The sequence below is a fragment of the Fulvivirga ligni genome (genome assembly GCF_021389935.1).
GTDB classification, from domain to species: Bacteria; Bacteroidota; Bacteroidia; order Cytophagales; family Cyclobacteriaceae; genus Fulvivirga; species Fulvivirga ligni.
In genome coordinates this window covers 253,724-276,767 of sequence record NZ_CP089979.1, presented here as the reverse complement: position 1 = coordinate 276,767, position 23,044 = coordinate 253,724, and the positions used below count along the sequence as shown (strand labels likewise).

General features: G+C 39.2%; 21 protein-coding genes and 1 pseudogene. 3 read left to right on the top strand and 19 right to left on the bottom strand.

Annotated features, from left to right (window positions below; all coding sequences use genetic code 11):
• Positions 1-22: 22 nt before the first annotated feature.
• The 12 genes from atpC to LVD16_RS01215 form a co-directional block, all read right to left on the bottom strand.
• Positions 23-280 carry an ATP synthase F1 subunit epsilon gene (atpC, locus tag LVD16_RS01270; RefSeq protein ID WP_233771771.1) on the bottom strand — a complete coding sequence of 86 codons (258 nt, stop codon included), beginning with the start codon at positions 278-280 and terminating at the stop codon, positions 23-25.
• Positions 281-339: 59 nt separating this feature from the next.
• On the bottom strand, positions 340-1,845 hold the full coding sequence (gene atpD, locus LVD16_RS01265; RefSeq protein ID WP_233771770.1) for a F0F1 ATP synthase subunit beta: 1,506 nt from the start codon (positions 1,843-1,845) through the stop codon (positions 340-342).
• A 118-nt stretch (positions 1,846-1,963) separates the two neighbouring features.
• Positions 1,964-3,187, bottom strand: a complete 1,224-nt coding sequence (locus LVD16_RS01260; protein WP_233771769.1) for a sensor histidine kinase — start codon at positions 3,185-3,187, stop codon at positions 1,964-1,966.
• A gap of 77 nt (positions 3,188-3,264) precedes the next feature.
• On the bottom strand, positions 3,265-4,557 hold the full coding sequence (locus tag LVD16_RS01255) for an ABC transporter permease (protein ID WP_233771768.1): 1,293 nt from the start codon (positions 4,555-4,557) through the stop codon (positions 3,265-3,267).
• Positions 4,550-5,464 (bottom strand): ABC transporter ATP-binding protein, encoded by a 915-nt coding sequence (locus tag LVD16_RS01250; RefSeq protein WP_233771767.1) that lies wholly within the window; start codon positions 5,462-5,464, stop codon positions 4,550-4,552. Before LVD16_RS01250 ends, LVD16_RS01255 begins: the two co-directional genes overlap by 8 nt.
• A 174-nt stretch (positions 5,465-5,638) precedes the next feature.
• Positions 5,639-6,529, bottom strand: coding sequence for a toast rack family protein (locus LVD16_RS01245; protein WP_233771766.1), 891 nt, complete (start codon positions 6,527-6,529; stop codon positions 5,639-5,641).
• A gap of 109 nt (positions 6,530-6,638) precedes the next feature.
• A complete protein-coding gene (gene dnaJ / locus LVD16_RS01240) occupies positions 6,639-7,766 on the bottom strand; it encodes a molecular chaperone DnaJ (RefSeq protein ID WP_233771765.1) in 1,128 nt (375 codons plus the stop codon).
• A 27-nt stretch (positions 7,767-7,793) separates the two neighbouring features.
• A complete protein-coding gene (locus LVD16_RS01235; protein WP_233771764.1) occupies positions 7,794-8,390 on the bottom strand; it encodes a nucleotide exchange factor GrpE in 597 nt (198 codons plus the stop codon).
• Positions 8,391-8,473: 83 nt separating this feature from the next.
• The gene (obgE, locus tag LVD16_RS01230) at positions 8,474-9,466 is read right to left on the bottom strand and encodes a GTPase ObgE (RefSeq protein WP_233771763.1); all 993 of its coding nucleotides are present in this window, start codon (positions 9,464-9,466) and stop codon (positions 8,474-8,476) included.
• 6 nt (positions 9,467-9,472) lie between these two features.
• A complete protein-coding gene (locus LVD16_RS01225; RefSeq protein ID WP_233771762.1) occupies positions 9,473-10,057 on the bottom strand; it encodes an adenylate kinase in 585 nt (194 codons plus the stop codon).
• A 39-nt stretch (positions 10,058-10,096) separates the two neighbouring features.
• The gene (gene hpt, locus LVD16_RS01220; RefSeq protein ID WP_233771761.1) at positions 10,097-10,624 is read right to left on the bottom strand and encodes a hypoxanthine phosphoribosyltransferase; all 528 of its coding nucleotides are present in this window, start codon (positions 10,622-10,624) and stop codon (positions 10,097-10,099) included.
• 87 nt (positions 10,625-10,711) lie between these two features.
• Positions 10,712-11,626, bottom strand: a complete 915-nt coding sequence (locus LVD16_RS01215; protein WP_233771760.1) for a M20/M25/M40 family metallo-hydrolase — start codon at positions 11,624-11,626, stop codon at positions 10,712-10,714.
• Between the two features lie 118 nt (positions 11,627-11,744).
• Between LVD16_RS01215 and upp the strand changes: the two genes are divergently transcribed.
• The 3 genes from upp to LVD16_RS01200 are packed head-to-tail and all read left to right on the top strand — an operon-like array spanning position 11,745 to position 13,812.
• On the top strand, positions 11,745-12,389 hold the full coding sequence (gene upp, locus LVD16_RS01210) for a uracil phosphoribosyltransferase (RefSeq protein WP_255697939.1): 645 nt from the start codon (positions 11,745-11,747) through the stop codon (positions 12,387-12,389).
• A 9-nt stretch (positions 12,390-12,398) separates the two neighbouring features.
• Positions 12,399-13,355, top strand: a complete 957-nt coding sequence (locus LVD16_RS01205) for a calcium/sodium antiporter (RefSeq protein ID WP_233771758.1) — start codon at positions 12,399-12,401, stop codon at positions 13,353-13,355.
• A 1-nt stretch (position 13,356) separates the two neighbouring features.
• Complete coding sequence (locus LVD16_RS01200; RefSeq protein ID WP_233771757.1) at positions 13,357-13,812, top strand: hypothetical protein; 456 nt, start codon at positions 13,357-13,359, stop codon at positions 13,810-13,812.
• Positions 13,813-13,814: 2 nt separating this feature from the next.
• Here LVD16_RS01200 and sdaAA read toward each other — a convergent pair whose 3' ends face one another.
• From sdaAA to recQ, 7 genes and pseudogenes are all read right to left on the bottom strand, one after another.
• Complete coding sequence (gene sdaAA, locus LVD16_RS01195) at positions 13,815-14,723, bottom strand: L-serine ammonia-lyase, iron-sulfur-dependent, subunit alpha (protein ID WP_233771756.1); 909 nt, start codon at positions 14,721-14,723, stop codon at positions 13,815-13,817.
• An 88-nt stretch (positions 14,724-14,811) separates the two neighbouring features.
• The gene (locus tag LVD16_RS01190; RefSeq protein WP_233771755.1) at positions 14,812-16,266 is read right to left on the bottom strand and encodes a TrkH family potassium uptake protein; all 1,455 of its coding nucleotides are present in this window, start codon (positions 16,264-16,266) and stop codon (positions 14,812-14,814) included.
• Positions 16,267-16,297: 31 nt separating this feature from the next.
• A complete protein-coding gene (gene trkA / locus LVD16_RS01185; protein WP_233771754.1) occupies positions 16,298-17,638 on the bottom strand; it encodes a Trk system potassium transporter TrkA in 1,341 nt (446 codons plus the stop codon).
• A 6-nt stretch (positions 17,639-17,644) separates the two neighbouring features.
• Entirely contained in the window at positions 17,645-18,124 is a 480-nt protein-coding gene (locus LVD16_RS01180) for a gliding motility lipoprotein GldH (protein WP_233771753.1), read from the bottom strand.
• Complete coding sequence (locus tag LVD16_RS01175) at positions 18,121-19,290, bottom strand: PSP1 domain-containing protein (RefSeq protein ID WP_233771752.1); 1,170 nt, start codon at positions 19,288-19,290, stop codon at positions 18,121-18,123. The genes LVD16_RS01180 and LVD16_RS01175 overlap by 4 nt, the downstream gene beginning before the upstream one ends.
• 52 nt (positions 19,291-19,342) lie before the next feature.
• Entirely contained in the window at positions 19,343-20,632 is a 1,290-nt protein-coding gene (gene purD, locus LVD16_RS01170) for a phosphoribosylamine--glycine ligase (RefSeq protein ID WP_233771751.1), read from the bottom strand.
• A gap of 128 nt (positions 20,633-20,760) precedes the next feature.
• A pseudogene (recQ, locus tag LVD16_RS01165) lies at positions 20,761-22,954 on the bottom strand (DNA helicase RecQ).
• Positions 22,955-23,044: the final 90 nt, after the last annotated feature.

Genomic DNA, 23,044 nt, shown 5'->3' with positions numbered 1-23,044 from the left:
TTATATTTTTTGTTATTAACCTTTAAGCAGGTGTTTCCACCAAACCATCAGCTAATACTACAATCTTATTATTAAGAACTTCTACTACACCACCAGTGATAGTGATGCTGCCTTCTTTTCCACCAGAAGTTTTGTAAGATAATTTCCCTTCCTCTAAAGTACTCACTAGAGGAGCGTGGTCATTTAAAACCTGGAATGAACCATCTACACCTGGAAATGTAGCTATGGTAACACTACCTTCGAATACTTTTTTGGCTGGAGTAACTATTTCTAATAACATTTTACTGCTACAGTTATGTGGTAAAGGTGCCCTTAAAGAGCACCTATTAAAGATTTATATTATTTAGCTTCAGCAAGCATTTTCTCACCTTTCTCTATAGCTTGTTCTATAGAGCCTACAAGGTTAAATGACATTTCTGGTAGGTGATCTAATTCACCATCCATAATCATGTTGAAGCCTTTGATAGTATCTTTGATATCAACAAGAACACCAGGGATACCTGTAAACTGCTCAGCTACGTGGAAAGGCTGAGATAAGAATCTCTGTACCCTTCTAGCTCTGTGAACAACTTCTTTATCCTCATCAGAAAGCTCATCCATACCAAGGATGGCGATGATATCTTGAAGTTCTTTATATCTCTGAAGAATTTCTTTTACTCTTTGTGCACATCCATAATGCTCAGATCCAAGTACTTCTTCGCTTAAGATTCTAGAAGTAGAATCTAATGGATCTACCGCTGGGTAGATACCTAGCTCAGAAATCTTTCTTGAAAGTACTGTAGTAGCATCAAGGTGAGCGAAAGTAGTAGCAGGAGCAGGGTCAGTTAAATCATCCGCAGGTACGTAAACCGCCTGTACTGAAGTAATTGATCCTTTCTTTGTAGAAGTAATTCTTTCCTGCATAGCACCCATTTCAGTAGCAAGAGTAGGCTGATAACCCACTGCAGAAGGCATACGTCCAAGAAGTGCAGATACCTCAGAACCCGCCTGAGTGAATCGGAATATATTATCAACGAAGAAAAGTATATCTTTTCCTTGACCTTCGCCATCACCATCACGGAAGTACTCAGCAATAGTAAGACCAGAAAGGGCTACTCTTGCACGAGCTCCTGGAGGCTCATTCATCTGACCGAATACGAAGGTTGCTTTAGATTCTTTAAGTTTTTCGCTATCTACTGTAGAAAGATCCCATCCGCCTTCTTCCATAGACTTCATGAAACCTTCACCGTAGCTAACAATACCAGCTTCAATCATTTCTCTAAGCAAATCGTTACCCTCACGAGTTCTTTCACCTACACCAGCAAATACAGAAAGACCTGAATAAGCTTTTGCAATGTTGTTGATTAGCTCCTGGATAAGTACAGTTTTACCTACACCGGCTCCACCGAAAAGACCAATTTTACCACCTTTTGCGTAAGGCTCAATAAGGTCAATTACTTTAATACCTGTAAAAAGTACTTCTGTAGCTGTAGAAAGATCTTCAAACTTAGGTGCTGGTCTGTGTATTGGAAGACTAGTCGTTCCGCTTGGCTGAGCAATACCATCTATTGCCTCACCTACCACGTTAAAAAGACGACCTTTAATGTCATCACCCGTAGGCATGTTAATAGGAGCTCCTGTATCAGTAACCTCCATTCCTCTTACCAGACCTTCAGTACTTTCCATTGAAATGGTACGCACTCGGTCTTCTCCTAAGTGCTGTTGACATTCAAGTACTACTTTTTGGCCGTTTGCTTTAGTTACTTCTAATGAATCTAAGATATTAGGTAACTTAGCTCCTTCAGCATCAAAGCTAACGTCTACAACCGGGCCGATTACCTGGGTAATTTTACCAATATTTGCCATTTTATGTTATTTGATAGAAATGATTTAGTGCCTCTATAATTTCAGTCCGCAAAACTAAGCTTTAATCTACATAAATCAAACTTATTTTTAATACAATAAAAGCCTTGATACCTAATATTTAGGAGTCAGTGCGCAGAACTACCCTGAAGGTGGTGCCCTTATTCTCTTCGGAATTTTTCACGAAAATCTTTCCTTCGTGATAAACTTCTATGATTCTCTTGGCTAAGGTTAGTCCAAGGCCCCAGCCGCGTTGTTTGGTGGTAAAACCCGGATTGAAAATCTGTTTTATTTTGGATTTTGGAATGCCTTTTCCGGTGTCTTCAATATCTACAAATACTCTGTAGTCACTGCCACGTAGTATCTGGATGTTTAGCGAGCCAACACCTCCCATAGCGTCTACTGCGTTTTTACAGAGGTTTTCAATAACCCACTCAAAAAGAGGTGGGTTTACTATGGCCATAATATTCGGAGATATGGCATCCACTCTCATATTCACTTTGGATGAAATTCGAGGCTTTAAATAAGCTATAGTGGACCTGATAATGGTTTCTATATTTTCTTCGGTAAGCACTGGCGCCGACCCAATATTTGAGAATCTCTCCGTAATGATTTGAAGCTTATATATGTCTTTGTCCAACTCGTTGAGCAGTACTTTGTCTTCAGCTGAAGCTTGATCTTTAAAGTATTCTACCCAGGCCATGAGTGATGAGATAGGAGTACCCAGCTGATGAGCAGTCTCCTTAGCAAGCCCTACCCATACACGATTTTGTTCGGCAGCTTTAGAATAATTAAAAGCCATGTAAGCTATAAAACCGAAAATGGCTATAACCCCAAGCTGAATGTAAGGGTAGTACATTAGCTGATTGAGGAGGAAGGAATTTTTATAATAAACATATTGAATGCCATATACTTCATCGGTTTTATCATCGCGAAGTTGGATTTCAATCGGTTCATAGCTTTCACGCATTTCTTCCAGCTCAGTGTAAAGCACTTTATTAATCTGTACCTGAGTTTTAGAGGAGTCTATATCAATATTTTTGGCGGCGCTGATTTTTCCGTTTTCAGTAACTAAAATGGTCGGTATAGAATTGTTTTGAAACAAGATTTGATCCGTTACAAAAAAGTAGGTTTCACTTTCCAGTGGTTGATTGGCAGAGTATTCTAAAGCTCTGGCAAACAGCTCTATCTGTTTCCTTTCTCTATCCTTAAGCTGGTCAATGAGTATGTCAGTGTAATAAATGGAGGCAATACTAATTACCAGTGAAACCGACAGAACAATCCATTTAAGCTTTGATTTGTCGTAGTAAAATTCTGCGCCCGGAGATGTGCCTTTATTTGCCATATGAACATGGAAAATTAAAATAAAAAAAACCGGATAGAAAACACTATCCGGTTTAGACATTTATTGAAAGACTAATTTTAGTTCTTCATCATAAACCACTTAGCTAAAGTTTTGTAATTCACTTTAACTCCATGCATTAATATACCTACTCTGTATATTCTGCCTGATAGCCACACCGTACCAATGAAACCAGCTATTAGCAGGACCATAGAGAGTACAAGCTCCCACCATGGCACACCAAAGCCAATTCTACCCATCATAATAATTGGTGAGGTGAATGGTATAATTGAAAGCCAAAAGCTTACTGCTCCATCAGGATTAGAAACTACACTGTTCATGCCCACGATTCCTATAATTAAAGGAAGCATAATAGGCATCATGAATTGCTGAGCCTCAGCTGGAGTATCTACTGCTGAGCCAACTGCTGCGAATAGAGAGCCATAAAGTAAATATCCACCTAGGAAGAAAAATATAAATGTAAATATGATTTGAGCTATTGGAATGGAAGCCATTGTTTGCATGAATTTGGCGCCTTGTGATGACTGAGCGGCCATTTCAGAGGCTTGAGATATTTGATCAGCTTGTGGCATTTCTAATCCCAGGATGCTAGTTACGGTTAAATAGATAGTTCCCATAAGCACTATCCAAATCAATACCTGAAATAAACCTACAGCAGCAACACCCAGAATTTTCCCCATCATAAGATGAAAGGGTTTTACTGTTGAGACAACTACTTCTACAATCTTATTACTCTTTTCTTCAATTACCCCTTGCATTACTTGTCCACCGTAGGCAAACATGAAAATGTAAATGAGAAATCCTGTTCCGTATCCAATGGCCAGAGAAAGCATTCCATTGCTTTCCTCTTCAACGTCTTCGCTGATGTTTAGGGACTTAAGACTGACTTTAGTTTTAAGTTTCTCTAAAATTTGAGGATCAACCTGATAGGCTTCTAGCTTTTTTTCTTTTATCGATTCTCTAATTTTATCTTCTAAATCGTTTATAATACTGAAGTGAGTATTGCTTTTAGAATATAGCGTGAATCCTTGGGGATCTTCAATGTCATAGCTAGGGATATAGAGAAGTGCAAAATCATCACTTTCTTTAAATGCTGTTTTAGCCTGTTCTATATCGCCAGTTACAGGTGTGAACTTGTATTTGCTAAGGCTGTCCATGTTAAAGCTGCCGCTTTCATCCAGTACCTCTACAGTTTTTATTTTAGCATTGGATTCCTCCTTGCTTATTAGGTAAACTATTCCTCCAATAAGCAAAGGGAAAATTAAGGGAACCAGAATAGTGGTAAGTAGGAAAGATTTTTTCTTTACCCTACTTAAAAACTCTCTTTGTAATATTAAAAACATTTTATTCATGGCTGCCTCCTTCTACTAATGAGATAAATATTTCACTTACACTTGGTATTTTTTCTACGAATGAATGCACTTCTGTAGTGCCGATCATAGTAGAGAGTAATTGGTTTGGACTATACTCTTTAGGCATTTGTACTATGGTTTGAAGTAAGCCATCATCTAAAGAAGTTTCGCCTTTAATAATATATTCCGCAGGTAGTCCTTGGATCGGCCCTTTGTGATCTACTATGTAGGTGCTGGACCTGTAAGAGTTTTTAATATCCTTTTTAGTGCCAGATAATATGAGCTTGGATTTATTGATCAGTGCTATATCATCACATAACTCCTCTACAGATTCCATTCTGTGAGTGGAAAAAATAATGGTGCTTCCTTTTTCTCTCAGCTCTAGTATTTCATCTTTTATGAGGTTTGCATTAACAGGGTCAAAGCCTGAAAATGGTTCATCTAGAATGATCAGTTTAGGCTCATGTAGTACAGTAGAGATAAACTGAATTTTCTGAGCCATACCTTTAGAAAGGTCTTCTATCTTTTTATCCCACCAGTCATGAATGCCTAGTTTTTTGGTCCAGGCTTTACTTTTTAAGATGGCGTCTTTTCTGGAAAGATCTCTAAGTTGGCCAAGGTAAACTAGCTGCTCGCCAACTTTCATCTTTTTATAAAGGCCACGTTCTTCCGGTAAGTAGCCGATCATGGCTATATGTTTTTGGCTGAGTTTTTCTCCATGCACAAGTACTTCACCTTCATCAGCTGCTATTATTTGATTAATAATTCTGATCAGGGTGGTTTTGCCGGCGCCGTTGGGGCCTAACAATCCATAAATGCGTTGGGGAGAAATACTGATACTCACATCATCCAATGCTGTGTGTTCAGCATATTTTTTGGTGATGTTCTTTGCTATTAGTGCTTCCAATATACTTCAAGTTTAAGATTGATGTCTTGGTGTTAGTCTCCAAAGTGAAAATAATATTACACTTTTAAAGAAAAACTTTTCTTAAACTTCAGAAAATAAAATAGAAAGACCTACAAACCTTGATTAAGCGGTTTTAAAAATAACTAAATGAAGATTAATTGGGCTGACGGTGAACTACTTCTGTTGAAAGACGATGCTACCCATGCTTACATCTAAATTAAAGCTAAGCAGGTTTTTGGCATCAGCGTCATAGGCTTCGTTTACAAAAGTATTATCATCTAGTTTTTTGAATGCTTTAGTGAGTTTCACTCGGCAAAGCCAGGAGTCATTTACTGTTACAATAACGGGGATGTTATCTTCAGGCAGCATGATGAGAAGGTTTCCTGCGCCTACACTACCTTTAATGGTGCTGGCTACTTGTGGTTTATCGCTAAAATCTAGCAGCAAGTTTCCAAAGCCGATATCAGCTACTACATGCTTTGATTTTGATAAATTGAGCTGCTTTACATTTACAGAGCCTAAATCTACCTTTACATAAAAGGTATCCATAACTACGGCATTATCTTTACCAGATAAATAACCAATATTAATGTCTGCACTGCCTGTATAAACTTTTAATTTTTCTACGGAAAGGCCTGAAAGGTCTATGTTGGCCTGACCGATACCATATTTGAGTAATAAATCGTATGGTCTTTCTTCTTTGAGGTAAACTTTCCAGAGTTTCTGATCATTGTCATCAGAGCCCCCGAACATGCGGTAGGAGATAGATTGGCTTAAACCTTCAGACCTATTGCCGTCTAAATGAAGGTTGACATTGCAAATGCCGTTTTCAGTAGATTTATTATACGTGTGTGAGTAATTGTCCTCTTTCTGATTTGTATATACATTTAGTAATTGAGAGTTGATGCTCGGTTTTACGATACAGCTACCGCTCTTCATACTAAAATTCAGTTCTACCTTTTCAATTTTACTGTCATCATCGACAGAAAACTGCTTCTTTATCTGTGAAAACGAAGTTGTAGCACTGATAAGGCCAACACCTAATAAAAAAAGTCTTCTCCGCATGAAGAGTTAATACGGTGTTTAAAGGCTTGAGTTACAGAAGACTTAAAAATTTTTCATAAAAAAAGGGGCAATATCTTACATCGCCCCTTCAATTTTATGCTATATGAGATTATTCAAAGAATTCTCTCATCTTTCCGAAGATACTCTTATCGCTCTTACTTGGCTTTGGTTTAAAGTTATCCGAATCCCGAAGGTTTTCTAAGGTAGCTTTTTCATCAGAACTTAATGTTTTAGGAGTCCATACGTTCACATGAATCAGCTGATCTCCTTTGCCATAACCATTTAGGTCTGAAATACCTTTTCCTCTGAGTCTCAAGATTTTACCACTTTGAGTACCTGGATCTATCTTTATTCTTGCTTTACCACCTATTGTTGGTACTTCTACAGACGTTCCTAAGGCAGCATCAACAAAGCTGATGTATAAGTCAAAGATCACATTATTTCCTTCTCTAATCAGCTGATCATCTTCCTTCTCCTCTACAACGATTAAAAGGTCGCCAGGAATGCCTCCACCAGGAGCTTCGTTACCTTTTCCTGACATAGAAAGCTGGATGCCGTCAGCTACACCGCCAGGAATTTTAATGCTGATTACTTCTTCTTTAGACTGTAAACCTGAGCTGTCAACACCTGGAGGTCTTTGATCTACCAGCTGTCCTGATCCACCACAAGTAGGGCAGGTGCTTGTAGATACCATTTGTCCCAGCATGGTATTTACAGCTTTTCTTACCTGACCAGTTCCTTGGCAGGTGCCACAAGTTTTGAAAGTAACACCATCAGCCTTAACTAATCGGTTTACTTTTATTTTTTTCTCTACACCTTCGGCAATTTCCTGAAGGGTAAGTTTAAGCTTTATTCTAAGGTTAGAACCTTTTCTTTGACGTCTTCGGCCGCCACCGCCACCAAAGAAACTATCAAATGGGCTTCCGCCTCCACCTCCAAATATGTCACCGAATTGAGAGAATATATCGTCCATGTTCATGCCACCAGCACCGCCGCCAAAACCGCCACCGCCGTTCATGCCAGCATGTCCGAATCGGTCATATCGCTGCCTCTTTTCTGGATTGCTTAATACTTCATAGGCTTCGGCTGCTTCTTTGAACTTGTCTTCCGCTTCCGGATTGTCTGGGTTCTTATCAGGGTGAAATTTAATGGCTACTTTTCTGTAAGCCTTTTTTATTTCATCCTGTGAAGCAGATTTATCTACACCTAGTATCTCGTAAAAATCTCTCGTCGCCATATTATTTAGTCTCTGTTAAAGAAAATATTAATTGCCTACTACCACTTTGGCGTAGCGAATAACTTTTTCTTTTAATAAATATCCTTTTTCAATTACATCTACCACTTTGCCTTTCAGCTCTTCTTTAGGAGCGGGTATTTGTGTAATTGCTTCATGTAATTCTGAATCAAACTCCATTCCCTCTTTACCTTCCATAGGTTTAAGGCCTTTTTGCTCCAGCGTTTTCTTGAATTTATTTGAGATAAGACCAATACCTTCTTTTACGGAGTCAAGATTTGTGCTTTCGTCATCAAAGGATTTTTCTGCTCTTTCAAAATCATCCATAACTGGCAATAATGCCTGCATTAAATCTTCATTAGCCGTTTGTACCAGGTCTAATTTCTCTTTTGAAGTTCTTCTTCTATAGTTTTCAAACTCAGAGTATAACCTCAAATATTTATCTTTGCTTTCCGCTAATTCACTTTTTAAACGCTCCAATTCAGCATCTGCCGTATTGTCTTCATCAGTGCTAGCTTCAGTAGCTTCTTGTTCTTTATTGTCAGGAGCTTCATTCACCTCTGCCGTTTCGGTGCCTGATTTAACGTTTTCTTCTGTCTCGTTTTTATCTATTTTCTCCTTTTTCATGGTTAATGTAGTTCTTTCTTAATGAATATTACTGTGTTGGACAATTATGCTGCCAAACAGTAATCTATGACATTATGACACAATTATTTATTCAGGGATTTCCAGAGCATGTCTTTAAGCTCTAGCAGGCCTTTTTGAGCCACGGAAGAAATGAATATATGAGGGATGCCTTCAGGAAGTTCGGTTTTCATTTCAGCTATTAGTTCATCATCTAGCATGTCTGATTTAGTAACAGCCAGAAGACGCTCTTTGTCCAGTAGCTCAGGGTTGTATTTCTTAAGCTCTTTTAAAAGTACTTCGTATTCTTCCTTTACATCTTTGGCGTCTGCAGGTACCATAAAAAGAAGTATGGAGTTTCTCTCTATGTGCCGTAGGAATCTGATGCCTAGCCCTTTACCTTCAGCAGCCCCTTCAATGATTCCTGGTATATCAGCCATTACAAAAGATTTATAATCTCTGTATGGAATCACACCCAGGTTAGGAGTAAGTGTGGTGAAAGGATAGTCAGCAATTTCAGGTTTTGCTTCTGACAAAACAGAAAGGAGAGTAGATTTACCCGCGTTTGGAAAGCCTACCAGACCTACATCGGCCAGTAGTTTTAATTCCAGGATAATCCATTCTTCCTGGCCGCTTTCTCCAGGTTGCGCATAGCGAGGGGCCTGGTTAGTGGCGGTTTTGAAATTCTCATTTCCTAAACCACCGCGTCCACCTTCTGTCAGGATTTTCTCTTCACCGTCAGCAGTTATTTCAAAACGGATTTCTCCTGTTTCAGCATCTTTGGCCACAGTGCCGAGAGGTACTTCAAGGATAATATCTTCTCCTTCGGCACCACTTCTTTTGCCACCTTCGCCGGGTTTACCATCGCTGGCTATTACGTGCTTCTTATATTTTAGATGGAGTAAAGTCCATAGTTGGGCATTCCCTCTGACAATGATATGGCCACCACGACCACCGTTACCGCCATCAGGTCCACCTTTAGGTACGTGCTTTTCTCTACGGAAATGCGCCGAACCAGCACCTCCCGCACCGGAGCGGGAGCAAAATTTTACGTAGTCAATAAAGTTTGATGATGACACGCAGGCTTATTTTTCTACACTTAATGAATCTACCACTTCACAAATCTTCTCAAAGATTCCATCTATGCTACCTACACCGTCTATAGCGCTAAACTTATCTTGTTCTTTGTAATATTCAGAAACAGGTAAAGTTTCGTCTAAATAAACTTTAATTCTGTTGTCTATTTTTTCTTCGTTCTGATCATCTACACGGCCAGAAACTTTTCCTCTTTCTAATAATCTTGTTTTCAGCTCTTCGAAAGGAACTTCTAACGCAATCATGCCAGAAATAGGGGTGCCTTTATTACTCATAAGCTCATCTAAAGCCTTAGCCTGAGCTACAGTTCTTGGGAAACCGTCGAAAATAAAGCCGTTTACGTCTGGTGTGTTTTTTATCTTGTCGTCAACCATGCCGATAACTACTTCATCAGGGACTAAGAAGCCGTCATCCATATATTTTTGGGCAAGCTTGCCTAAATCGGACCCTTCTTTCAGGTGTTTTCTAAATAAATCACCTGTAGAAATGTGAGTAAGGTTGTATTTGTTAATTAAGTTTTCGCTTTGCGTGCCTTTTCCTGCACCGGGAGGGCCGAATAATACTATATTTAACATGAGTTGAATTTTTACTTAAATATAACGGAAATAAAGGTATTAGACCTTCAGTTGATAAATGTCTTTTAAGTTTCTTCCCAAACCGTCATAGTCTAAGCCGTAGCCCAGAACAAACGCATCAGGGATATCAAAACCAATATATTTGATCTTGTCACCTAATTCATTGGAGTTTGGTTTTTGTAAAAGAGTGATCACTTCTACAGAATTAGCTCCCAGAGAAAGAAACTCATCTAATATCTTAGATATGGTTCTACCTGTATCAACTATGTCTTCGATAATGATAACATCTTTGTTAAAGATAGGTTCGTTAAGGCCGATGAGTTGTTTTACATTTCCAGAACTTTCCATCTCTTCATAGCTGGCTACCTTAACAAAGGAGATTTCACAAGCTACATCTACCTCTTTCAACAAATCTGCCGCGAACATGAATGAGCCATTAAGTATGGCTATAAACAAGGGGCGCTTATCTTCATAGTCAGTGTTTATAGCACTTGCCAGCTCTTTAATCCTGCCGGTAAGGTCTTGAGCACTGATATACTTTACAAATTCTTTGTCCTTGATAATCATAGTGTGAATAAAAAAGCCTTTTGTTTCCAAAAGGCCTGCAAATATAAAAATTAAATTTTAAATAGTAATGACCTCTATTTTTATGCTCTAAAGTACCTTCATGAGGTATTTATACATGTCAATCATACAGGAAATGTCATGTTTATGAACCTTCTCATATGGAGAGTGTACATTTTCCTCCGGAGCGCCTATAAAGCACCAGTCAAAAGGGTAGGGCGATGTCTGTAACTCTCTGCCGTCACTGGAGCCACTGCCTTCTACTTCCAGCTGGAAATCGATGCCAGAGTCTGTGGCATTTTCTAATATTTTGTTAATGAAGGCTTTTCTCGGGATGTTTCTATCTCTCATAGAGACTACCACACCTTTTCCTGGATGCACGCCGTCAGTAACCCAGGTTATATCAGCAATTAAAGCTTGTCTTACTTTCCAGTTTTCATAGATGAATTTTGCCAGAAATGGTACTGAACCACCACCATGCTCTTCCCAGGTGCTAAATACTATAACGCCATCTGTCAGGTCCTCAGCTAGTTTTAGCGCATTATAAACTCCTAAGCGGTTATCCATGTAACAGGAGGTGACATATTCTTCTGTTTCATCAAACTCACATTTAAAGGTGAGATCTGTGCCGGTAGTTATAGGGCGGCCAAACTTATAAAAGAGCTGATGATCTTTATTTACTTCAAGTTCGCATTCTATTGGGCCGAAATTGTCTTCACCTACAAGTTTGTATCCACTCTGAGCATCTGGTCCACCTATTGGCACAAGTTGGTTTTGGTACCTAACCGTAAATCCGATGGAGTCTACATGTGCAAAAACTGCAGTTCTAGGATTGCCAAATTTTAGGATGATACAATCTTGGAGCTCCTCATCATCAGCATACACTTCAGGAACCTGTTTCCAGGTGCTTTTATTTTTATTTATGTAGTCCAGTAAAAATTTTTTAATCGGTCCTTCGTTTCCAGAAGGAGAGTGAATTTTACATAGGGTATGAAGAAGCTCCATAAAAAAGGTTAATATTGATATATAATTTTATTTAAGAGGGGTAAGATGTGTATATTTTTTAATTTTACCTATATTCAAAGTTTTGAATACTGAAACCCCGAATACACAGTATCGCTGCATGTTAAATATCCTCAACAACTCACCGTCCGCAATCAATCATTTTTTGTATGAAATGCGGCATAAAGATATTCAAAAGGACCGATTGAAATTCCGAAATAACTTAAAAAGGTTAGGAATGATCATGGCTTATGAAATATCTAAGAGTCTTCAATATGAAGCAACTCAGGTAACTACGCCGCTTTCTGATACAAGTATAGATCTGATTAATTCAAGGCCGGTAATCATTGGAATTTTGAGAGCCGCAACTCCATTTTTGGATGGGTTTATGGAAGTTTTTGATACTTCTGATGTTGGTTTTATTGGTGCTTATCGGGTAGAGGATGGAGATGAAATAGAAGCCACCTTAGAGTATAAAGCGACTAATTCTTTAGACAACAAAACTGTGATACTGGTGGACCCTATGTTGGCAACAGGAAAATCATTGCTAACATCAGTTAACACCCTGGCTATGAGCGGGAAGCCATCTCATATACACATTGCGGCAGCGGTTGCTGCACCGGAGGGAATTGACTATATTTCGCAGAATTTAAAAATGGATCATACTATCTGGACGGCAGCAGTAGATGAGAAGCTGAATGAACAAGCTTATATCGTTCCCGGTTTAGGTGATGCTGGTGATCTTTGTTTTGGTCCAAAATTGTAAATAGGTTTCATGCTAGTAGAAATAGGAATGCTTATAGTCGGGCTCTTCATCCTTATAGTAGGAGGAGATTTGCTAGTGAGAGGAGCCTCCAGCATAGCCTTAAGATCGCACATTTCTCCACTGGTGGTTGGGCTTACTATTGTAGCCTTTGGAACTTCAGCGCCAGAACTTCTTATAAGCATAAAAGCAGCATTAGATGGTAGCCCGGACATGACCATGGGTAATGTGGTGGGATCTAATATTTGTAATCTTGGTTTGGTTCTGGGTATCACCGCAATTATAGGTCCTATAAAAGTACAGGCTGACAGTATAAAGATTGATTGGCCTGTAACTATGGGTAGTTCACTGCTACTATACTTTGTGGTGAAGGAAGACGTAGCCATGATAAAAACTTATGAAGGAATAATATTTCTCATTCTTCTTATTGGTTACACCGTCTTTATCATTCGAAAATCTCGTAGGGAGACAAAAGCAAAAATGGGCTTGGAAGAGGCCGATGTGGATGTGCCTGCTCCCTCCAGAAGTTTGTGGAAAGATATTTTCAGAATTGCTCTAGGCTGTTTGGGATTATATTTCGGTGCAGAATGGTTTGTAGGTGGTGCCAAATCTATGGCTACTTCACTTGGTGTGAGCGAAAGGGTAATTGGCATTACTGTGTTAGCTCTGGGAACCAGCTTGCCTGAATTGGTTACAGCTATTGTGGCCTCTGTAAAAAAAGAAACAGATTTAGCCCTGGGTAATCTCATGGGGTCAAACATCTTCAACATCCTTTCTATACTCGGTATTACCAGTATCATCCAGGATATACATGTGAGTAAGCAGATCATACATCATGATATGGTAGCCATGCTCATCGTTACACTTATTTTATTACCGATGATGTTATATAAACGCTCAGTAGGTAGAATCTCAGGGGCTATATTATTAGTTTTGTACGTAGTGTACACCTATACTGTGATCATCTAAGATGCAAGAGGAGATTCTGAAAGTAGTAACCATTATTTTACTTACCATGCTAAAATTTATTGCGGGCCCAACATTGGGGTTTGCCGGTGGTTTTAGCTTGCTTTCTACTATTCTCATTACCATTACAGGAATGATGTGTTCCGTTTTCATTTTCACTTTTTTAGGAAAGCTTTTAAGAGAAAAAGTGTTTCCACGTTTCTTTAGGAAAAAGCGAAAATTTAGTAAGCGCAGTCGCAGGTTCGTTACTATTTGGAAGAAGTACGGAATTATTGGCGTTGCTGCCTTAACGCCTATAATCTTTACCCCCATAGGAGGCACTATACTTTTGAGTAGTATGGGCACTCCGAAGGAAAAAATCATTTTTGTAATGCTGCTCAGTGCGATTTTCTGGGCCTGCTTCTTTTCTAGCATCATCCACTTTTTCGGTGCTCAGATACTACCCAGCTTTATGCAATAGAATTAGTCTTTACTGTCTTCGTCAGGCAGCATTTCTATGTCTTGAATCAGTACAGATTTAGAAATCTTTTGACCGGTAGGCGTAGCAGCCAAACCTCCAAGAGCAGTTTCCTTGTATTTACTTTCCATGCTTTGGCCTACTTCACCCATGGCATCCACACATTCATCCACAGGAATCACGCCGCTTAGGTTGGCCAGAGCCATTTGAGCAGATGAGTTTGCTATGGCAGCCGCACTTGCATTTCGAACCACGCAAGGTACTTCTACAAGTCCTGCCACAGGATCGCAAACTAAGCCAAGCATACACTGAATGGTAATGGCTACTGCATTAAATATCTGATCGATAGAGCCGTCAAGGCAATAAACTATAGCTCCGGATGCCATAGCCGCCGCACTTCCCGTTTCTGCCTGGCAACCACCAACAGCTCCGGCTAGTGATGCCTTTTGTTCAATGATTAAGGCTATTCCAGCTCCTACAAGTAAGCCTTCTATGATTTTGTCATCATCCAGGTTATGGATTTCCTGTAAAGTATATAGCGTGCCGGGTAGAATGCCTGAAGCTCCAGCAGTAGGAGCGGCTACCACTCTGCCCATGCATGAGTTTACTTCTTTAGCAGCAAGTGCTCTTGATATTAGGTTTTGAAATTCTTTCGAAAGTACGGTTTTGTCATGTTGAAAAACCTTTTTTGCTCCGTTATTGATCATGCCAGATCTGGAGCTCATATCCTCGGTAAGTCCTGTTTCAACGGCCTCTTTCATCACCTGATAGGCCCTTTGTAAACCAGCCTGAATCTCACTGACAGACCTTCCTTTTTGATCTTCTTCGTATTCTAATACTGTTTCGAAAAGCTTCATGTCATGCTTCTCGGTGTATTTTTTCCAACCTTCAAAATCTGTGAATAAAAAAGCCATTTCAATTACGTTTTAGTTGCAAAACACTTTTCAGAAATTTGAGTTCAAAGATAGAGATCAATCCTGTGAATGTCTCAAATGAACGGGTTTAATACTTCTGCCAGAAGTTCTTATTGAATAGCATCAATACAGTGAAGAGCTCTAGTCTACCCAGTAACATAAGGAATGACAATAACCATTTACCGAAAGGTGTGATGTTATAAAAATTATCCACCGGTCCTACAGCTCCAAGCCCCGGTCCTATGTTACCCAAACAGGTAGCAACTGCACCAAGCGCGGTGTCAAATTCTTCTCCGGTAAAGGATAAAAGGAATACACCTACACCATATACTAATAGATATATCATAATGAAAGCCAGGACATTATACGTGATGTCCCTACTAACAGCCATACCGTTTAGTCTTACAGGAATAATGGCTGATGGGTGTAGTTGTCTCTTCATTTCCAGGAAAGAGTTTTTGAAGAGCAAGGTGTGTCTTACTATTTTTATTCCACCTGCTGTAGAACCTGCTGAGGCGCCGGTAAACATGAGGAGAAAGAAAATTATAGTTAAAAATGGTGCCCAAGCCGTGTAATCTGCACTAACGAATCCAGTAGTGGTAATTACGCTAACTACTTGGAATAATGAATCTCTAAATGATTTTTCGAAGCCTTCCCATTTGGAGGAGAATACAAAGAAAGAAATGCATACAGATAGAATTACCGTGATATAGAGATAGTTTCTAAACTCTTCATTATCCCACACCTTTCTAAACTTGCCTTTCAACCCGAAATAGGTGATGGTGAAGTTAGTGCCAGCCAAAAACATGAATATGATGATTACATATTGAATGTAAGCAGACTCATAGTAGGCTACACTGGCGTTTTTTGTAGAAAAGCCACCGGTAGCCATAGTTGTTAATGAATGGTTGATGGCGTCATAGAAAGTCATTCCGCCTAGTGCCAGGAGTAAAGTTTCAGCAGCGGTTAAACCCAAATAAATGAACCAGAGCCTTTTGGCTACTTCTTTTATTCTGGGTTTCATTTTATCAGGTGAAATTCCGGGAGCTTCAGCTACAAAAAGCTGCATACCGCCAATACCTAATATAGGAAGTATAGCAACGGCCAAAACGATGATTCCCATTCCGCCGATCCATTGGGTAAGGCTTCTCCAGAAAAGAATGCCTTTAGGAACCCCTTCTATGTTATTTAGAATAGACGCACCTGTAGTAGTATAACCTGAAATAGTTTCAAAGAAAGCATTTGTAAGGTCAGGAATTGATTCGGAAAGGAGGTAAGGGATGGTTCCAAAGAATGACATAATGAGCCAGCCCAATGTAACGATTAAGTACCCATCTTTCTTTTTTAGCTCCTTGTTAGTGTTTTTATGAGTGCCCAGCACCATAAGACCTCCAACAGCTGCAGTAATAAACCCTGAGGCGGTGAGGTGCCACCAGCTTTCTCGATAATAAAGAGAGAAAGGCACGCATAAGAGCATGAACACACCGTTGAAGACTAAGAGTATTCCTAGTATGTTCAGTATTAGTTTTATGTTAAAACGCATTGAGCTGTTTTTCCCTGTTCAATATAAAGGATTACTTGAAAAATTCTTCCACTGCATGGATACATTCAGGTCTGCATAATACCACTGCTCTGTCTTTCGGCCTGAATTGAAAATCTCCCATGGTAGTATAGCCTACGCCATTTCTTACCACTCCACCTATGATGGCTCCAGGAGGAAACTCCAGTGCTTTGATCTCTCGGGTGGTAATTTTAGATCCTGCTTTTACTATAAATTCTAAGATTTCAGCGTCCACACCGTGAATACTGGTCAGTGATATAACATCACCTTTTCTTATATATCTGAAGATAAAGTTGGCAGCGATCAGCTTCTTATTGATCATGGTATCTACACCAATATTTTGAGAGAGGTGTATATAATCAATATTCTCAACTAGTGAAATGGTCTTTTTAACGTTATTGTTTTTCGCAACCAGACAGGATATAATGTTAGTTTCAGAATTACCCGTAACGGCAATAAATGCATCCATTTCTTCAATAGCCTCTTCCTGTAAAAGATCTACATCTCTTCCATCACCACAAATAACCATTACATTTCTTAACTGATCTGCCAGCTCATGACACTTTTCCCTGTCTCGCTCGATAAGTTTTACGTTAAACTTCCTGCTTAGCCTTTTGGCAGCATGAAAGCCCACCTTGCTACCACCCAGGATCATAATATTTTTGATCTCCTGCTTTTGTTTTCCAGAGAGCTGAAGAACAGTGTTTATACCGTCTGGCTGAGCTATGAAATAGGCGTGATCTCCTTCAATAAATTTGTTGTGGCCATGAGGAATTATGGTTTGATTATTTCTCAGAATGGCTACTGTAACAAAATTTTGATTTGGATTGAGATGCGCAGCTTCAATGAGGGTTTTATCCTTGAGCTTGCTGTTCTCGTCTACAGTTACACCTACTAATGATAATTTTCCTTCATCAAAGTCAAAGGTATCTGTTAAGGCTATTTCCTTAAGCAAACGCTTAATTTCCTTCGCGGCTAAAGATTCCGGAGAGATGATTTCATCAATACCCAGATCTTGAAGGTCAAGTTTTTCTTTATTTAAAAGATACTCAACGTTCTGAATTCGGGCGATTGTCTTTTTTGCACCTAAATGCTTGCCGATAATTGCTGTAGTAAGGTTAGTTTCTTCTGAGGCCGTTACAGCGATCAAAAGATCTGCATTGGCCACATCAGCTTCCTCTAAAATGGTGTAGGAAGTACTGCTGCCTTTGATGGTGCCCACATCTAAGCTACTGGCTGCTTGCCGTAGTCTGTCCCCGTCCATATCAATAAGAATGATATCTTGTTCTTCATAGGCTAATAACTTAGCCAGGTGAAAACCTACATCACCAGCACCGGCAATAATTATTCTCATCTTAAATTAGTCTACAGTTGCTCTTTCTACTCTTATTCCTGCCGAAATTATTTCAGGCAATGTATCTCTGCGCATAAACTGCTGTAAAGTTACAGTGTATTTGCCATTACTTTTGAAATTGTAATTTTCAAGAATAGGAAATTGATGATCAAAAACATCTCCCAGGCCATCTCCATATGGTTTACCTGTTTTTGCATCGAAGAGATTATTATTTATTAACTGCGAATCCAGTTCCTTATCTGTACTATCCTTAAGTGCGTACTGCACGTAGATGTTTTGAAATGGGTAAGAAACTGTATTCCGAATATTGTAGTAAATATTATAGCTAATTGTGGAGTCTTTAATTTCAAACTCAAATGCCTTTGTTGAGTCTGCTATCCATTCTTTATTTTCTAAGTCTGAGTTTTTTTCATACACCCTGCTATCATCACATGCAGTAAGGGCTCCTAGAAAAATAATTATAATGATAAATGCGATACGTGTCATTTATTGTTTCTATTGCTACTTGGTTTGCGGTTGTTCCTTCTTTTGTTTCTGTTTCTGTTATTGTTGCCGCTTTTCTTTTTAGGACCGCCAGATTTTTTCTTGAACTTTTTGTCCATCTTTTCCAGATCACTGTTAAGCGAGAAGTGCTCTCCCTGACCGGGAACATCATCTTCTTGCAGTGACGCTGGTTTTTTTCCTTTGCTATTCAGCTTAATGATTTCATTAACCCTTTCAACATCAATAGGATGCCAAGTGTTTTCATCATCATATCCGAACCACATGATTTTTCTGAAAATGTCCGTTTTCTGAAGCTTAGCCACACCTTTTTCGGTTAGTAGGGGCTTTTCTAGCTCAGGGATGTCTTTCAGGGCTTCCATGTAGGTGTCTAGCTCATAGTTGAGACAGCATTTTAGTCTACCACATTGGCCTGAAAGCTTACTGGGGTTAAGAGAAAGGTTTTGATATCGCGCTGCACTGGTAGATACACTCTTGAAATCGCTGAGCCAGGTAGAGCAGCATAGCTCTCTTCCGCAAGAGCCAATTCCTCCCAGCCTGCCGGCTTCCTGCCTTAGGCTGATCTGTCGCATTTCTACCCTGATTTTAAATTCACCAGCTAAGTGCTTAATGAGTTCTCTAAAATCAACTCTGTCATCAGCTGAGTAATAGAAGGTGGCCTTGCTGTTATCTGCCTGATATTCTATATCTGACAGCTTCATGTCTAGCTTAAGCTCATCTATGATTTGCCTGGTTCGGTACAGTGTGGGCATTTCCCTTTTTTGTACCTCTTCATACTTTTCAAGATCTTTTTGATGTGCAAGTCGGTATACTTTGCGTATTTCTTCCTGACCGATTTTTTTCTTTTGCATCTGAAGCCTTACCAGCTCTCCTTGCAATGAAACATGGCCAATATGATGACCATTAGGCACATCTACTACAATAGCATCTCCAGTGTGGAGTTCCAGGTTCTCAGAGTTTTGAAAAAAGTCTTTACGACCACCCTTAAACCTAACTTCTATTATATCAAATTTATCTACTACTGGTAAATCCATATTAGACAACCAGTCAAAAACATTCATTTTATTGCAGCCTCCGGTTTGGCAGCCGCCATTGTTGTTACACCCTGCCGCCTTTCCACCACCGGATCCGCAAGAACTACATCCCGCCATAGCTTACAGTTTATGTTCAATCATACACATTAAAGATAAAGAATATAGCATACTAATCTATTCGTAGGGCTAAAATATCTTTTCCAATGTCTTTTCTGAAGTACATATCCTGCCATTTGATCTGATTTACAGCAGTGTACGATTTTTTTAGGGCTTCCTCAAGGGTATTTGCCATACCGGTCACAGCTATTACACGGCCACCGTTAGTAAGCACTTTATAGTCATCTTGCTTAGTGCCAGCATGAATCACCAAAGCATCATTAGTGTCAGCCAATCCGGTTATTTCATTACCTTTTGCATAGCTGCCAGGATATCCACCTGCCACTAAAACTACTGTGGTAGCATACTCATCAGCAATCTCCAGCTTATAATTTTTGAGGTTGCCTTCTGCTGCCGCTGTAAACAGGTCAACTATGTCATTTTTAATTCTAGGGAACACTACTTGAGTTTCAGGATCACCCATTCTTACATTATATTCAATAACATAAGGTTCACCGTCTACATTCATCAGGCCGATAAAGATGAAACCTTTATAGTCTATTCCTTCTTTTTTAAGTCCAGCAACTGTAGTATTAATCACCTTAGATTTTACTTTCTGAAGAAATGCATCATCAGCAAAGCTCACTGGTGATACAGCTCCCATTCCACCTGTATTAAGGCCAGTGTCGTTTTCACCAATTCTTTTATAATCTTTAGCTTCAGGTAGAAGAACATAATTTTCACCGTCAGTAAGTACAAACACAGAAAGTTCTATACCATCTAAATACTCTTCTATAAGTACTTTCTCACTCGCCGCTCCAAATTGCTTGTCGGCCAGCATGGTGGTTAGTGAGTCTTTAGCCTCTTGTAGGCTTTGGCAAATAAGCACTCCTTTTCCTGCAGCCAGGCCATCCGCCTTTAAAACTATTGGCATGCTGCAAGTATCCAGATAGGCCAGGCCTTCAGGTAATGTCTCTACAGTAAAAGTTTTAGATTTTGCTGTCGGCACATTATGCTTTTCCATGAAAGCTTTAGAGAAATCTTTACTCCCTTCTAGTTGAGCTCCTGTTTTATCAGGGCCAATGAAGGATATATTTTTGAGTTGCTCATGTTGTTGAAAATAGTTTCTGATACCATTTACTAATGGGTCTTCAGGGCCTACTACAACCAGCTCTATATTTTCATCTATTACCAAAGAGGCAATAGCATCAAAATCATTTACATTTATATCTACGTTTTTGGCTATTTGTCCTGTACCTGCATTGCCAGGAGCCACAAACAGATTATCACAGTCTACACTTTGAGCTATTTTCCAAGCTAGTGTATATTCTCTTCCACCGCTACCAAGAATTAGTATGTTCATTCTAAATGGGTTTAATGTAGCGCCAAAATTATGAAATTATTTAGGCCTAAAGTAAGGTTTGGAATATGAAATGCATATAAATGCAAAAGGCCGCTGTTAAGCGGCCTTTCATTAGGGGTTATTTAGGGTTAATTAGCATATTCTGAGAGAAACTTAATTCTCATTAATCTCAATTCTTCTTCAGAATATTCTTCATTATCTTCATCAGACAAAGCGTCTTCAATGCTGTCAGTTTCAGCATTTAGGAAATAGTCGTATAGATCTTCCTGTCTTTCTTCGTCTAAAATTTCATCTATATAATAATCAAGATTTAGCTTAGTACCTGAATAACAAATGTGTTCTATCTCATCTAATAACTGATCGAAAGTGATGCCTTTAGTTTCAGCTATTTCATCTAAATCAATTTTACGATCAATCTGCTGGATGATGAAAATCTTCATTTTAGATTTATTCACTGAAGATTTTACTACTACCTGAGATGCCGTAACTATATCATTATCATCAACATACTTATTGATAGTCTTAAGAAATTCTTTTCCGAATTTTTGAACCTTACCCATTCCTACTCCATTTACTTGAGCTAGTTCAGCTTCGTTAGTAGGGTAGGTAGTGGCCATTTCTTCCAGAGAAGGGTCCTGGAAAATAACATAAGGAGGAAGTTCTTTCTCCTGTGCTATTCTTTTTTCTTAAGGCCTTGAGTATATCAAATAACTTCTGGTCATGCGCATTGGCAGCCATTGGAGTTACTTTCTCGCTTTCTTCTTCTTCACCTCCTGCATCAAGATACTCATGATCTTTGGCAAAGAATATAGATTGTGGCTGCTTTAAAAACTCACGACCTTTGTCTGATACCTTAAGTACTCCGATGTTATCCACATCCTTTTGAAGTAATTCATAGATCAGAGATTGGCGAACTACAGATTTCCAGAAATCCTGAGTCTCCTGGTTCCCTTTTCCGAATACTTCTAGTTGATCGTGATTATATGAGTTTACATATTGGTTAGCTACACCCCTGATTACATCTACCAGGTGGTTTAGTCCAAACCTTTCTTCAGTGGCCATGGCCGCTTCAATAGCGATTTGAGCAAAATCCTGTGCTTCATATCTTTCTTTAGGAGTAAGACAGTTATCACAGCCTTCGCAATTTTCTACTTCAAATTCTTCACCGAAGTAGTGCAGTAGCTGGCGTCTTCTACATACCGGAGATTCGGCGTAGTAAGACATTTCCTGTAGAAGTATTCTGGCGTTTTCACGCTCTTGCACAGGTTTGTCTTTATTGAATTTCTCCAGCTTATTAATGTCGTTATGACTATAGAACATGAGACATTGACCCTCAAGTCCATCACGACCTGAACGACCAGTCTCCTGGTAATACCCTTCTAATGACTTAGGAACATCATAATGAACTACAAATCTTACATCCGGTTTATCGATTCCCATACCGAATGCAATGGTAGCTACAACTATGTCGACGTTCTCATTTAGGAAGTCATCCTGGTTTTTTTCTCTTACAGCGGGCTCTAAACCGGCATGGTATGGAGCAGCTTTAAATCCATTTACATTTAGAAGTTCTGCGATCTCTGCTACCTTCTTTCTGCTGAGGCAATATATAATTCCACTCTTGCCTTTATGAGATTGAAGGAACTGAATCAATTGCTTCTTAGCATGTTTTTTAGGGCGAACTTCGTAGTAAAGGTTAGTTCTGTTAAATGAAGATTTGAAAACATCTGCATTTTCCATCTGCAGGTTTTTCTGAATATCCATTTGCACCTTAGGAGTGGCCGTAGCCGTAAGTGCTATGATAGGCAAGTTGCCTAATAATCCGATAATTTCTTTAATTCTTCGGTACTCAGGTCTGAAGTCATGACCCCACTCTGAAATACAGTGAGCCTCATCTACGGCTACAAAAGAAACGTTAGCTTTCTGAAGGAAGGCAATGTTATCTTCTTTTGTAAGTGACTCAGGAGCAACGTATAATAATTTAATAGATCCGTCCAGACATTCTCTTTTTACTCGGTTAATTTCACCTTTAGAAAGTGTAGAGTTCAGGAACTGAGCGTTGATGCCAAATGCATTTAGCTGATCTACCTGATTTTTCATTAATGCAATGAGAGGAGATATTACTATTGCCAGCCCATCTGTGATAAGTGCAGGTAACTGATAACATAATGATTTACCAGCACCGGTAGGCATGATTACGAACGTGTTCTTTCCCTTAAGTATGTTCTCAATAATCGCCTCCTGATTCCCCCTAAATTGGTTGTAGCCAAAAATCTCTTTCAGCTTACTCCTTAAAATTTCCTTCTCTTCAACCAGCGTCATAATCTTTTGATAAGAGTTAATTAAATCATCAGTATTTTAAATTATTAACAAGCACTTTAATCCTATATCCGATTTAACTCAGTATAGAAA